Below are 12765 nucleotides of genomic sequence, written 5' to 3' on the forward strand. Positions count from 1 at the left end.
GGATCGAGGCCTCGTCCGACTGGTCGCAGGGGATATGGGTGACGCCCGGCAGGGCTGGGCCGGGGCGGCGTGACAGGGCGAAGACGCGCGCACCCGTCGCCGACAGGTGGCGCGTCAGGCAGAGGCCGAGGCCCCGCGCCGCGCCGGTGACGACGAAGGCGCCGTCAGTGGCGGTGGGTGCGGTAGCGGTGCTCGATCCGGGCGACGAGGCTGGCGGCGATGAGGGTGAGGAAGACATAGACGATGGCCACCGTGTTGTAGGGCGCGAAGGTGAGGAAGGTCGCGGACTGGAACTCGCGCATCCGCTGGGTCAGGTCGCGGATCGACAGGATCGACAGCAGCGAGGTGTCCTTCAGGATCGCGATGAATTCGTTGCCCATCGGCGGGATCACGATGCGGAAGGCTTGCGGCAGGATCACCTGGCGGGCGGTCTGCCAGCGGGAAAGACCCAGCGAGCGGGCGGCCTCGACCTGGCCGCGGGGGACGGCCTGGATGCCCGCGCGGAAGATTTCGGCCATGTAGGCGGAATAGGCGATGGCCATCGCGGTGATGCCGCGCAACAGGTTCGGCGGGTCAAGTAAGCCGCCGGTCGAGGATTTCAGCACCCCGGCGAGTGGTAGGCCGATGTAGAGGATGATCACCAGCATCGGGATGCCGCGCAGGGTGTCGATCAGGAACTCGGCGGCGATGGAGAGCGGATGGCGCTGGTAGATGAAGCCGCAGGCGGCGAGGAGGCCAAGCGCGATGCCGAGGACAAGGGCGGTGGTGGCCAGGTTGGCGCGGGCGTCGGGCAGGACCTCGGTCTGCCAGAAGACCAGGTCGGGCGGGGCCAGCGCGGTGGGCACGACGGCGCCGGAGAGCTTTCCGGAGCGGACCTGGGCCACGGCATCCTCGGGCTGGACCACGGTCTTCAGCTTCGGCTCGCCCTCGGGCGCGCCGGGGTAGCTGCCGGAGCGGATTTCGGCGACAAGCTGGCCGGGGGTGCCTGCGGTGATGCCGATGGTGCCGGAGGGTTGGCCGATCAGCGACAGGGCAAGGCGGGGTTGCAAGAGCTGCCAGGCGGCAAGGCTGAGGGCGGCGAGGGCAAGCGCGGTGAAGATCGCCAGCGTATGCCGTCCGCGGCCGAGTTGCAGCAGGCCGACCCAGACAAGGGCCAGGATGGCGGCGAGGATATAGGCGGTGACCCCGGCGCGGATGGCGACGGCAAGGCCGGTGGCAAAGCCGAGATGGGCGTAGAGCAGCAGCCAGGCGAGGCCGATCCCGTCGATCATGAGCAGGAGGCGGCGGGCGAGGGTCGAGCCGGTGCGCAGGAAGGTCACCAGCAGGGCGGTGTTGGCGAAGGTCAGGGCAAGGGCGGCCAGTCCGGCGATGCGGCTGGTGGCGGCGAAGGCGGCGTCGGTCAAGAGGCGGGGGGCCTGGCCCTTGACCACGAGGGCCGAGGTGGTGGCGTCGACGGCATTGGCGACGGTGGAGGCGAGGAAGGGTTGGCCGAGGGGCGTGAGCCAGAGGGCGAGGCCCGCGAGCAGGGCGGCCAGTGCGAGGGGGATGGCCAGGCTGCGCAGGAACAGGGCGGCAATCGGCGCAGCGAAGAGGGTGAGTGTCAGGAGGAAGCCGGGCAGGAAGGCGGCCGCCCCGCGCTCGACCCCGATGATCGCGGCGAGCGAGCGGGTGTAGTCGGTCGAGGTGGCGAAGAGCCAGACCAGGAACGGCAGGGCGAGGAGGAGGAGCAGGTTCGCGGGGCGCAGGCCGTCGATCCGGGTGGGGAGTTTCACGGGCGGGTCTCCTTGCGGGGCGTCAGCGCAGCAGGCGGTCGTCCTGCCGGACGATCAGCTCGGGCCGGACAAAATGGGTGAGCCGCGCCGGGTCCTCGCCTTCCAGGAGCCGCAGCATGAAGTCGGCCAGCACCCGGCTGAGCGTTTGCAGCGGGCAGAGGAAGGTGGTCAGCGGCGGATGGAAATAGGCGCTGGCGTTGATGTCGTCATAGGCGATGACCGAGGCCTCGTCGCCGATCCTGACGCCGGTTTCGTGCAGGCCGGAGAGGACGCCAAGCGCGGTGGATTCGTTGACGCAGACGAAGCCTGTCGCGGGATCGGCCAGCCAGCGCAGGGCGAGGGCGGCGGCCTTGCCATGCGCGGCGGTCAGGTCGCCGCCGACGATCAGTGCGGGGTCGGGGGCCAGCCCGGATTCGGCCAGCGCGCGGGAATAGCCGGCGATGCGGTCGCCGCTGTAGGCCAGCGAGGGATCGGGGTTCACCAGCGCGATGCGGCGGTGCCCGCCCTGCAGCAGGCGGCGGGTGGCGGCATAGGCGGCCCAGTCGCTGTCGATGTCGACGAAGGCGTGGTCGCGTGCGCTATGGCTGCGGCCGAGGGTCACGAAGGGGAAGCCGCTCTCGACCAGCAGGGCGATGCGGGGGTCGTCGTGCAGGATGCCGGAGAAGATCAGGCCGTCGGCCAGGTGGCCCTCGACGATGCTGCGGACCACGTCGATGCTGTCGGCGGTGTCGCGCACCAGATGCACGGCGATGCGGTAGGGCGAGCCTTCCAGCCCCTCGGCGATCCCGGCCAGGATCTCGGCATGTTCGACGCCGTCCCATTCATGGCTTTTCGCCACCGACAGCGGCATGAGGACGGCGATCTGGTAGGACTTGCCGGTGCGCAGCGAGCGGCCCTTGAGCGAGACCTGATAGCCCACCTGTTCCGCCGCCGCGACGATCGCCGCGCGCGTCGGTTCGGTGACCACCGGCGAATTGCGCAGCGCCTTGGAGATGGTGGCGATGGAGAAGCCGGTCATCTCGGACAGGGTCTTGATGGTGGGGCGCGGGCGCATTTTACCTCATCGGGTAGCGGGAAGCGCGCTCAGCTGCGGGCACGCAGGACCTCACGATAGCAGAGGGCGGAGAGCTTGGGGCTGCGTTTCAGGGTTTCCAGGTCGACATGGACGATGCCGAAGGGGGTGGTGTAGCCGTAGGCCCATTCGAAATTGTCGATCAGGGTCCAGGCGAAATAGGCCTTGACCGGCACGCCCTTCCGGCGGGCGCGGTCCAGTTCGGCGATGTGGTCGATGTAATAGGCGGCGCGCTGGCGGTCGTGGATCAGCCCGTCCGCCTCGGGGGTTTCGGGCCGGGTCGCCATGCCGCTTTCCGAGATGTGGATGGCTTTCGGCGCGTAATCGCGGTGGACATACATCAGGATGTCGTGGAGGCAGGGCGGGTAGATCTCGTAGCCGACCGCAGTGTAGTCGCCGGGCGGGTTGACCCGGGCGAAGTTCAACGGCGGCAGGTCGCTGCCGGCCTGCATGACCGAGCGGCGGTAGATGTTGACGCCGAGGTAGTCGACCGGGGCGGAGATGGCGGCAAGGTCGCCGTCGCGGATGTCGGGAAGCTGGTCGTGGCAGAGGGTCAGCAGTTCCTCGGGGTAGCGGCCCTTGAAGACGGCATCGAGATAGAAGCGGTTCTGCGCCAGTTCGAAATGGCGGGCGGCGGTCACGTCCTCGGGCTTCTGGGAGGCGGGTTCGACCACGTTCAGGTCGAGGACGATGCCCACCTCGGCCCCCGGCGCGGCGGCGCGGATGCGGGGGACCGAGAGGCCGTGGGCAAGAAGGGCATGGTGGCTGGCGGCAAGCCCGCCTTTCACGCCGTCCGACAGGCCGGGCGCATCCTCGCCACTGGCGTGGCCGGACCAGCAGAAGGTCCAGGGTTCGTTGAGGGTGGTCCAGTGCTTCACCCGGTCGCCGAAGTGACGGGCCATCGCCTCGGCATGGTCGGCGAGGCGGTGGGCGGTGTCGCGGTTGTACCAGCCGCCCCTGTCCTGCAGGGCCTGCGGCAGGTCCCAGTGGTAGAGGGGGAGGTAGGGGGTGATCCCGGCCTTGAGAAGCCCGTCGATCAGCCGGTCATAGAAGGCGATGCCCTTGGGGTTCATCGCGCCTTGCCCCTCGGGCTGGACGCGGGACCAGGCGATGGAGAAGCGGTAGGCGTCGAGCTGAAGCTCCTGCATCAGGCGGATGTCGTCGGGCCAAAGGTGGTAATGGTCGCAGGCCACGCCGCCCGAGGAGCCGTCGATGATCACGCCGGGCTTGCGGCAGAAGCGGTCCCAGATGCTTTCGCCCTTGCCGTCGGCGTCCCACGCCCCCTCGATCTGGTAGGCCGCAGTCGCGCCGCCAAACACGAAGTCGCGGGGCAAATGCAGCGCGCGGGCGCGGGCGAGGAGGTCGTCGGAAGCATGGTCGAGCATTGGGGTGGTCCTTGGGTAGGTATGGTTCGGGCGCCCCCCACCCCCATCCCCTCCCCACGAGGGGGAGGGGGGGCGCGGGGTGGCAGAGGGTTATTCGGCGGTCCAGTATTTCGCGATCAGCGCGTCCAGCGTGCCATCGGCCTTGATCGCCGCGAGGCCCTCGTTGAAGGCGGCCACCTTGTCGCTGCCCTTCTGGAACACCAGCCCCAGCGGGTCGGCCTTGAGGTCGCGGATGGTGACGACCAGCTCGCCGGCGAACTCGGCCTCGTAAGCCCCGGCATTGGCGCCGTTGATCACCACGCCATCCACGTCGCCGTTGCGCAGCGCGAGGACCGAGCCGTTGAAGGTATCATAGGCCTGGACATTGTCCTTGCCCGCGATCTCCTCGGCGGTGGCGGCGTCGGTGGTGTTCGACTGCGCCGACAGCTTGTGCGCGCCGGATTTGAAGTCATCGACCGTCAGCGCGGCATTCTCGGCGCGGACCAGGATCGCCTGGCCGTTGACGATGTAGGGGTCCGAGAAGTCCATCACCGCCTGGCGTTCCTCGGTGATCGAGACGCCCGAGGCGACCAGATCGAACTGGCCTTCCTGCAGCGCGGTGAAGATGCCGTCCCAGCCGGTCGTGACGAATTCGGCCTTGCAGTTGATCTTCGCGCAGATGGCATTCACCACATCGACGTCGAAGCCGGTGATGGCGCCGGTGGCGGGGTCGATGAACTCCATCGGCGGCGAGGTGGTGTCGGAGCCGACTTTCAGCGTGACGCCGCCAAGGTCGGCAGCCTGAAGCGCGGTGCCGAGGGAAAGGGCGGCGAGCAGGGACAGGAAGGTGGACTTCATTCGGGTTTCCTCCGGTTGGGTCAGTTGGGCAGGGTGGACAGGGCGATTTCGGTTTCCGTGAGCAGGATCGCGGCCTCGGCGGGGCCGAAGACGAGGGGCGGCTTGATCTTCAGCACGTTGTCGTCCGGCCCGTCGGTCGAGGCGAGGATGCCGCGCAGGCGGAGTGTATCGACGATGTGGTCGGCAGCCTCTGGTGCCGGGGTGCGGGCGTCGCGGTCGGTGACGAGTTCGACGCCGATGAAAAGGCCCATTCCACGCACCTCGCCGATCACCGGGAAGCGGCGGGCGAGGTCGCGGTAGCCCTGCATCAGCGCCTCGCCGGTGGTGACGGCTTTGGCCGGCAGGTCTTCGGCCTCGATCACGTCGAGGACGGCGTGGCCGACGGCCATCGAGACCGGGTTGCCGCCGAAGGAGTTGAAATACTCCATCCCGTTGGCGAATTTCGTGGCCAGCGCGGGCGTGGTGACGACCGCGGCAAGCGGATGCCCGTTGCCGATCGGCTTGCCGAGGACGACGATGTCGGGCACCACCTCTTGCGTGGCAAAGCCCCAGAAGGCCGGGCCGATGCGCCCGAAACCGCATTGCACCTCGTCGGCGATGCAGATCCCGCCGCGGGCGCGGATGCGGGCGTAGACCTCGCGCAGGTAGCCCGGTGGCAGGATCACCTGACCGCCGACGCCCGAGAGGGATTCCGCGATGAAGGTCGCGGCGCCGGAGCCGGTGCGGGCCGTGATCGCGTCAAGGCAGCGGTCGATGTCGGCGGCATAGGCCGGGCCGGAACCCGCGCCCCGGTGCGGACCACGGTAGGGGTCGGGGAAGGTTGCGATCTGCACGAAATCGGGCTGCGGGAAGCCGCCCTTGCGCTTGAACTTGTAGGGGCTGATTTCCACCGTGCCGCCGGAATTGCCGTGGTAGGCCCAGTCCAGCACCACGGTATCCTTCTTCCCCAAGGCCGTGCGGGCGATGCGCAGCGCCAGTTCGTTCGCCTCGGTGCCGGAGTTGACGAAGGTCACGACCTTGAGGTCGCCCGGCATGGTCGCGGCGATCCGTTCCGCAAGGCGGGGCATCGCATCGTGCAGGTAGCGGGTGTTGGTGTTGAGTTCGGCGGCCTGCCGGGCCAGCGCCTGAACCACATGCGGGTGGCAATGACCGACATGGGTGATGTTGTTCACCGTGTCCAGATAGCGCCGCCCGGTATGGTCAATCAGCCAGGGGCCCCGGCCCCGGACGATCTTCAGCTTCTCGCGGTAGGAGACCGAGAGGGAGCGCCCGATGACCTGCTGGCGGCGGGCGAGCAGGGTTTCGGGCGGCTCGGGGTCGATCTGGAAGCTTTCCGGTTCCAGGCGGAGAAGGAGGTTCGCATCCGGGCTGATGTCGGCCCAGACCTCCCACAGGCTGTCATGGCCCACGCCGAAGAAGTTGCCCTGCTGGGTGAGGAGGCTGGTGATCACCTGCAAATGCAGATGCGGCGCCCAGCCGCCGTTCTCGTGCCAGTCGCCAAGATGGGCGATCAGGTCCCCGGCGTTGATCGCCTGGCCGGGTTGGCAGAGGCTGGGCAGCGAGCCGCCAAGATGGCCGTAAAGGGTGAAGAACGGGCGGCCTTTCGCCGTCTCGTGCCGCAGGATCAGCGTATGGCCATAGTCCAGCGGATCGGCGTTGTAGGTGACGCTTTCGACTGTGCCGTCCATTGGCGCGTGGATCGCGGTTCCGGCGGGGGCGAAGATGTCGATGCCAAGGTGGCGGGTCCGGCGCTCGGGACTGGCGGCGTCGGCGAACTGGGCGGAGGTGTAGACCGAGCGCTTCTCGCCGTAGAGGCCGAAGCCGAGGAAGGGGAGGTCCGGCGGCAGGTTTGCGGGCCGCTGCGACGCCATCCAGATGTCGAAGGCGCGGTCGGAGAAGGCGGGCATGTCGGCCCGGCTGCCGTCGGTCGGCAAAGCGATGCGGGCGGCGCGGCGGGGATCGAGGGCAAGGATCGGGCGCAGGTCGCGTACAGCAAGATCGGCGGCAACTTCGGATGCGCCGGGGACCGCCTCGAACCCGGCGGCCTTGCGGCAGAGGGCGATCATGAAGGCGGGGTCGATCTGGTCCAGCCGCTCCAGAAGCGCAAAGGCCGGGGCCTGCGAGATCAGCAGGTAGTCGTTTTCCGGGTGCAGTTTCGACTGGCGCGAGGAGAGGCAGACCGAACAGACAAGCCGCATCCGCATCAGGTCGAAGATCAGATCGGCTTCGTCTTCGGTCAGCGGGAATTCCGACGCGAAGCCGGTGATGAGGGCGCGGGTGGCGGCGTAAAGGTCGGGCGTGTCGAGCAGCGCATAGGCCAGCGTGATCGCCAGCTCGTTGACCGTGCGGCCATGACACATGTCGCCGAAGTCGATCAGCCCGGCGATGCGGGTCGGGTCGGTGGCGTCGGTGATCACGTTCCAGTCGTTCGCGTCCTGATGCAGCACCGAAGCCCGCAGGCCGGGAAGGCGCGGCAGGACCTGCGCCTCGTAGCGGATGAAAAGCCTTTTCACCATGTCGCCGCGTGCAGGGTCGGCGATGTCTTCGGCGTGGTCCTTGAGCTGGATCACATGGTCCAGCGACCAGGGAAACTCCGGGCGGAAGGCCTGGGCGTGGCCGAAGCCCTGCATCGACCGGGTGAGGGTGCCCATGAAGCGGCCGAGGTTCGTGAGTTGCTCAAGCGAGCGCGGCGCTTCGGCCAGGGGCGTGCCGCCGATCCATGTCACCAGTCGCATCGCGGCGGGCTGGCCATTCACGCTGACTGTGGCACGGTCAGCGCCGGTGAGGGTCGGCACCACGCGGGGAATGCCGGGCTGGCCCACGCGGGCGAGCTGCAGCATCGTGGCGTTTTGCAGGTCGATCTGACCGGGGTCTTCCGCCGGGTTGGCGATCTTCAGGACGTATTCCCCATCGTCGCAGACCAGGCGCGCATTCTGGTCGCGCTCGGAGGGCAGGGGGCGGATGGTGCCCTGCTTGCCGAAATGCTGCGTGGCGAGGGCGGCAAGGTCCTCGGGCGAGAAGGCGGGATTGCCGGTGGTGAAGGCGGTCATGCGAGGGGTCCTTGGTCGGTCCGGGCCAGCCAGGCCGCGAGGGTCAGGTAGACGGCGGAAGTCCAGGCGAAAGCGCGGTCGCGCAGGCCCTGGCCGGTGAGGGCGTCGAAGTTTTCCGCCATGCCCGAGGTTTCGCAGAGGCGGCAGAAACGGCGGGCGATGTCGGCGGCAAGGTCGGGGCGGCCTTGCCGGTTGAGGCCGTCCCAGACGAGCATCGTCGTCGGCGCCCAGATCGGCCCGCGCCAGTAGCCGTCGGCTTCATAAAGCGGGCTTTGCGGGCGTTCGGTGGCGGGGCCCCAGTCGGTGATCCAGCCTTGGGTCAGGCGGGTGATCAGGCGGGTGGCCATGTCTTGCGGCAGGCGCGGGCCGAGGAGGAGGGGCATGAAGCCGATCAGGCTGTCGTCGCTGCGCAGGCGGTCGGGATCGGAAGCAAGCCGGGTGCCGAAGGTCTGGCCGGTCCAGAGGGTCATCAGGAGCGTGGTCAGCTTCTCGGCCTCACCCTGCCAATGCCCGGCGCGGGCGGGGTCGAGGCGGGCGAGACAGTCGCAGGTCAGGATCAGGAAGGTGGGCAGATCGGGCGAGATCACCGGCCCGCCCTCGGCGAAGAAGCTGGCGTTGTCCCAGCCGGAATCGTTGCCGTGGAAGTAGGCGGGAAGGCTGTGCGCGTCCTTCCGGGCATGGGTCAGCCAGTAGGACAGTTGCCGCTCCAGCCAGAGGACCAATGCGGCGCGGCGGGGTTCGGTCAGCCAGTCGGGCTGGTCCCCGATCAGCCGCAGGATCGCCCAGCCGTGGACCGGGGGCTTGGTGAAGGCGAAGCTCGCCTCGCGGTCGTTGACGAAATCGGGGAGGAGGCCAGAGGGGTGCTGGTGGTCGTAGATCGCGGCGAACTGGTCGAAGGCAAGGCTCGGGTCCATCGCCGCGACGCCGAGGGCCGAGAAGGCGTTGTCCCAGGACCAGATGTTGATCATGTGGTTCTTCGACATGAAGACGGCGGGTCGGGTCAGGGCGCCGGAGGCGGGGACGGTGTTGGCCCAGAGCAGGTAGGCGGCGAGAGTGCGTGCCTCAGGCTGGCCGCCCAAGGGCGGGCGGGACAGCCAGCCCGCGAAGTCGGCGGCGGTGCCGGTGCGGGCCTGATCGAAGGTTTCCTGCGACGCGGCGGGCGGGACGGCGGGGAAGAGGTCGATGGTGCCCTCGAACCCGCTGTTGCCGCCGAAGACCATCGCCACATTGTCCGCGTGATCGCGCCGCCAGTCGCCGGTGACCCGCACGACGCCCTTGGTCACACGCGGCAGGAGCCGGGTGTTCTCATAGGCCGCGACCAGGCAATGCGTGCCTTGCGGGGTCTGGTAGGCGTAATCGTAGCGCGAGCCTTCCAGCGCGAAGCTGACGCTTGCCCCCTGCCCGCGCAGATGCAGCCGCTCGCCTGCGCCGATGGTGAACTCCACCCGCCCCGCAGCGGTTTCGGCGGTCAGCAGGTCCGGGGCAAGGGTCCAGACCACAGGCCCCTCGCCAACCGTGATCCGGCAGAGCCGCCCGAGCGACGGCTTCAGGTCGCCGCCTTTGACCAGCCGCAGCCAGACCTGCCCCTCCATCGTGGAGAGCGTCAGGAACCGGCCAAAGCGGCTGAACGGGATATGGGCGAAGTCGAACATCAGCCCTTCACCGACGAGCCGAGCGCGTTGTCCATGATGTAGCGCTGGACGAAGAAGAACAGCAGCAGGGGCGGCAGGCAGAGGACCACGGTGATCGCGGCAATGGCGATGTTGTCCACGTCATGCCGCCCCTGGAAAAGGCCGAGACCCAGCGGCAGCGTGTATTTCGTCTGGTCGTTCAGATAGATCAGCGGCCCCAGGTAATCGTTCCAGGCGTTCATGAAGTGGAAGGTGCCGACCAGCACCAGCCCCGGCAGCATCAGCGGCAGGTGGATGCGCCAGTAAAGCTGCCAGGCATTCGCGCCGTCCATCCGGGCAGCCTCGTCGATCTCCATCGGCACGGTCATGATGTACTGGCGGAGGAGGAAGATGAAGAAGGCCTCGCCGAACCAGGCCGGAATGATCAGGGGTTTCAGGGTGTTGATCCAGCCCAGGAGGTTGAACTCCATGTAGAGCGGGATCATCTTCACGTCCCAGGGGATCATCATCGTGGCGAGCAAAAGGACGAAGATCGGGTCGCGGCCGGGAAAGCGGAAGCGGGCGAAGCCGAAGGCCACCAGCGAGGAGGAGAAGACCTGGCCCACGGTCGACACTGCCACGACGGTCGTCGAATTCCACAGATAGGTGCCGAAGGGCTGCTTGGCCCAGCTTTCCGGGAAGTTCGCCCAGCGCCAGTCTTCTGGCCAGAAAACGGGCGGCCAGGCGACCAGCTCGGCCTCGGTCTTGACGGCGGTCAGCAGGGTCCAGAGGAAGGGCGCGACGAAGAGGGCCGAGAGGAAGATCAGCGCGCCGTAGGTCAGCGTCCTAACCATTGCCGCCCCCCTTCACTTCGCCTTCGTAATGCACCCAGGCGGCGGAATATTTCAGGACCAGCATGCTGAGGGTCAGGATGATCAGGAACATCACCCAGCTCATCGCGGCGGCATAGCCCATGTCGTGAAACTTGAAGGCGTTGTCATAGATGTACATCGCGAAGAAATAGGTGGAGTTGAGCGGCCCGCCCTTGGTGAGAAGAAGCGCGATGGTCAGTTGCTGAAAGGCCGAGATCAGCGAGGTGATGAAGGTGAAAAGCAGCATCGGCGACAGCATCGGCAGAGTGATGTAGACCGTCTGCGCCCAGGCCGGCACGCCGGAGATGCGGGCGGCCTCATACAGCTCCTTCGGGATGGATTGCAGCCCGGCGAGCAGGATCAGCATCGTGCCGCCCAGACCCCAGAGCGAGGCGATGATGATCGACAGGATCGACCAGTTCGGATCGCCCAGCCAGTTCGGCCCGTCGACGCCGAGCACGGAGAGACCATAGTTCAAGAGGCCGTAATCCTTGGAGTAGATCCATTTCCAGATCATCACCAAGGCCACGCCCGAAATGATCGAGGGCAGGTAGAAGGCGGTGCGGAACAGCGCCGTGCCGCGCACCTTGACGTTCAGAAGCACGGCCAGAAGGAAGGACAGAAGAATGTTCAGCGGCACGAAGATCGCCGCGAATTTCACCGTGACGCCAAGGCTTTGCCAGAACTTCGGGTCCTGCGTCAGCATCACGCGGTAGTTGTCGAGGCCGACGAAGCGGCGTTCCCCCACCACCGGCCAGTCATGCAGGCTCATCACCAGCGAGAAGACCATCGGGCCGAGGGTGAAGGCGAGAAAGCCGATTATCCACGGAGAGATGAAGAGCCACGGCGCAAGATTGGGCCGGCGTCGGGAGGAAAACCGTCGGGCGTTGGGCATGGCGGTGACCTTCACTCTCCGTGGACCCCGGTCCCTAGTTCAGGAACCGGGCAGAGGCGGCGACCGCCTCATCCAGATGGGCCTTGGCATTGCCCTGATCGACCATCGTGGCCTCGATCGCGGTGGCGAGGTTGGCCTGGATCTGGCCCCAGTCCGGGTTCTTCAGGAAGGCGTTGGTCTCGCGGTTCGAGACGGCCAGCATGTCGAAGAAGGGCTTGGTGATCGGGTCGGTCGCAAGGCCCAGCTTCTCGGCCACCGAGGTACGGATCGGCAGGTCGTTCGTCCGCATCTCCACCGCTTCGGGGGTCGAGAAGAACTTGACGAATTTCCACGCCAGCTCCGGGTCCTTCGCATTGGCCGAGATCGACAGGCCCGAGGCGCCGATCACCGAATGCACCGGCTTCGCACCAAAGGCGGGCAGCGGGGCCACGCCGTAGTTGATGCCGGACTCATCAATGCCGGTCTTCGACCACATCGCCGACTGGAACATGGCGATCTTGCCCGCCTTGAACAGGGCGGAGCCGGGGGTATCGTCGCCGATGTTCAGCGCCACGGCTTCCTCGGTCTTGATCATGTCGGCGAACATCGTGAGGACTTCCACCGCCTCGGGGCTGTTCATGTAGCCCTCCAGTGTCTTGCCGTCGTCCGAGATGTATTTGGTGCCGTTCGACCAGAAGAACTGCTCGAAATCGAACGGGTCGGGCTTGGCATCGACGGCGAAACCATAGGTCTTCGTCTCGGCATTGCGGAACTTCGCGGCGTCAGTGCGCAGATCGGCCCAGGTCCAGCCCGCGACGGGTTCCGGCACCCCGGCGGCGGCGAACATGTCCTTGTTGTAGAACACGACCTGCGTGGTGAAGCCGATCGGCATCGCATAGGTCTTGCCGTCGATCTTCGAGATGTTCATCAGCCCGGCGGGAATGTCGTCGAGGTTCAGTTCCGCCGCATCGCGGGCGATCAGGTCGTCCAGCGGCAGCAGCGCGTCCTTGTAGGCCGGGAAGTTCCACATGTACATCAGGTCGGGCGCGTCACCGGCCCCCATCGCGGCCGTCAGCTTGTCGTCGAACCCGTCGCCGTACAGCTCGATCTGCACCTTCACGCCGGGGTTCGCTTCCTCGAACTTCGTCGCGATGGCCTGGTTGATGGCGATGCTCTCGGGGTCGGTGTTCCAGGTGGCAAAGCGCAGGACCTGGTCCTCGGCGTAAGCGCCGCCGGGCAGGGCCAGGATCGTGGCCGCCAGAAGCGCGCGTCTGGTGATCTTCATCGGTCTTC

At 67.3% G+C, this 12765-nt stretch carries 9 protein-coding genes and 1 pseudogene; all 10 read right to left on the reverse strand.

Features of this window, described 5'->3' with window-relative positions:
- Positions 1–238, reverse strand: a pseudogene (locus ACE3P6_RS16605) (hypothetical protein); the annotation flags it as partial.
- On the reverse strand, positions 165–1772 hold the full coding sequence (locus tag ACE3P6_RS16610) for an amino acid ABC transporter permease (RefSeq protein WP_374397244.1): 1608 nt from the start codon (positions 1770–1772) through the stop codon (positions 165–167). The gene ACE3P6_RS16610 and the pseudogene ACE3P6_RS16605, both read right to left, overlap by 74 nt.
- 22 nt (positions 1773–1794) lie before the next feature.
- Entirely contained in the window at positions 1795–2826 is a 1032-nt protein-coding gene (locus ACE3P6_RS16615) for a LacI family DNA-binding transcriptional regulator (RefSeq protein ID WP_374397247.1), read from the reverse strand.
- A 29-nt stretch (positions 2827–2855) separates the two neighbouring features.
- Positions 2856–4229, reverse strand: coding sequence for a GH1 family beta-glucosidase (locus ACE3P6_RS16620; protein WP_374397249.1), 1374 nt, complete (start codon positions 4227–4229; stop codon positions 2856–2858).
- Between the two features lie 90 nt (positions 4230–4319).
- Entirely contained in the window at positions 4320–5066 is a 747-nt protein-coding gene (locus tag ACE3P6_RS16625) for a transporter substrate-binding domain-containing protein (RefSeq protein WP_374397251.1), read from the reverse strand.
- Between the two features lie 20 nt (positions 5067–5086).
- The gene (locus ACE3P6_RS16630; RefSeq protein ID WP_374397254.1) at positions 5087–8116 is read right to left on the reverse strand and encodes an aminotransferase class III-fold pyridoxal phosphate-dependent enzyme; all 3030 of its coding nucleotides are present in this window, start codon (positions 8114–8116) and stop codon (positions 5087–5089) included.
- Positions 8113–9768: an amylo-alpha-1,6-glucosidase gene (locus ACE3P6_RS16635; protein WP_374397256.1), complete on the reverse strand. Its 1656-nt coding sequence runs from the start codon at positions 9766–9768 to the stop codon at positions 8113–8115. Before ACE3P6_RS16635 ends, ACE3P6_RS16630 begins: the two co-directional genes overlap by 4 nt.
- Positions 9768–10580 (reverse strand): carbohydrate ABC transporter permease, encoded by an 813-nt coding sequence (locus ACE3P6_RS16640; RefSeq protein WP_374397258.1) that lies wholly within the window; start codon positions 10578–10580, stop codon positions 9768–9770. The genes ACE3P6_RS16635 and ACE3P6_RS16640 overlap by 1 nt, the downstream gene beginning before the upstream one ends.
- Positions 10573–11493 carry a carbohydrate ABC transporter permease gene (locus ACE3P6_RS16645; RefSeq protein ID WP_374397260.1) on the reverse strand — a complete coding sequence of 307 codons (921 nt, stop codon included), beginning with the start codon at positions 11491–11493 and terminating at the stop codon, positions 10573–10575. The genes ACE3P6_RS16640 and ACE3P6_RS16645 overlap by 8 nt, the downstream gene beginning before the upstream one ends.
- 34 nt (positions 11494–11527) lie before the next feature.
- Complete coding sequence (locus tag ACE3P6_RS16650; protein ID WP_374397263.1) at positions 11528–12757, reverse strand: sugar ABC transporter substrate-binding protein; 1230 nt, start codon at positions 12755–12757, stop codon at positions 11528–11530.
- Between the last annotated feature and the right edge of the window lie 8 nt (positions 12758–12765).

This window comes from Tabrizicola sp., assembly GCF_041911175.1.
Classification (GTDB): Bacteria; Pseudomonadota; Alphaproteobacteria; order Rhodobacterales; family Rhodobacteraceae; genus Tabrizicola.

Excerpts from the sequence above, each read along its gene's own strand:
- ACE3P6_RS16620 (WP_374397249.1), bottom strand. The coding sequence starts at position 4,229 with ATGCTCGACCATGCTTCCGACGACCTCCTCGCCCGCGCCCGCGCGCTG.
- ACE3P6_RS16615 (WP_374397247.1), bottom strand. The coding sequence starts at position 2,826 with ATGCGCCCGCGCCCCACCATCAAGACCCTGTCCGAGATGACCGGCTTC.
- ACE3P6_RS16630 (WP_374397254.1), bottom strand. The coding sequence starts at position 8,116 with ATGACCGCCTTCACCACCGGCAATCCCGCCTTCTCGCCCGAGGACCTT.
- ACE3P6_RS16645 (WP_374397260.1), bottom strand. The coding sequence starts at position 11,493 with ATGCCCAACGCCCGACGGTTTTCCTCCCGACGCCGGCCCAATCTTGCG.
- ACE3P6_RS16625 (WP_374397251.1), bottom strand. The coding sequence starts at position 5,066 with ATGAAGTCCACCTTCCTGTCCCTGCTCGCCGCCCTTTCCCTCGGCACC.
- ACE3P6_RS16640 (WP_374397258.1), bottom strand. The coding sequence starts at position 10,580 with ATGGTTAGGACGCTGACCTACGGCGCGCTGATCTTCCTCTCGGCCCTC.
- ACE3P6_RS16635 (WP_374397256.1), bottom strand. The coding sequence starts at position 9,768 with ATGTTCGACTTCGCCCATATCCCGTTCAGCCGCTTTGGCCGGTTCCTG.
- ACE3P6_RS16650 (WP_374397263.1), bottom strand. The coding sequence starts at position 12,757 with ATGAAGATCACCAGACGCGCGCTTCTGGCGGCCACGATCCTGGCCCTG.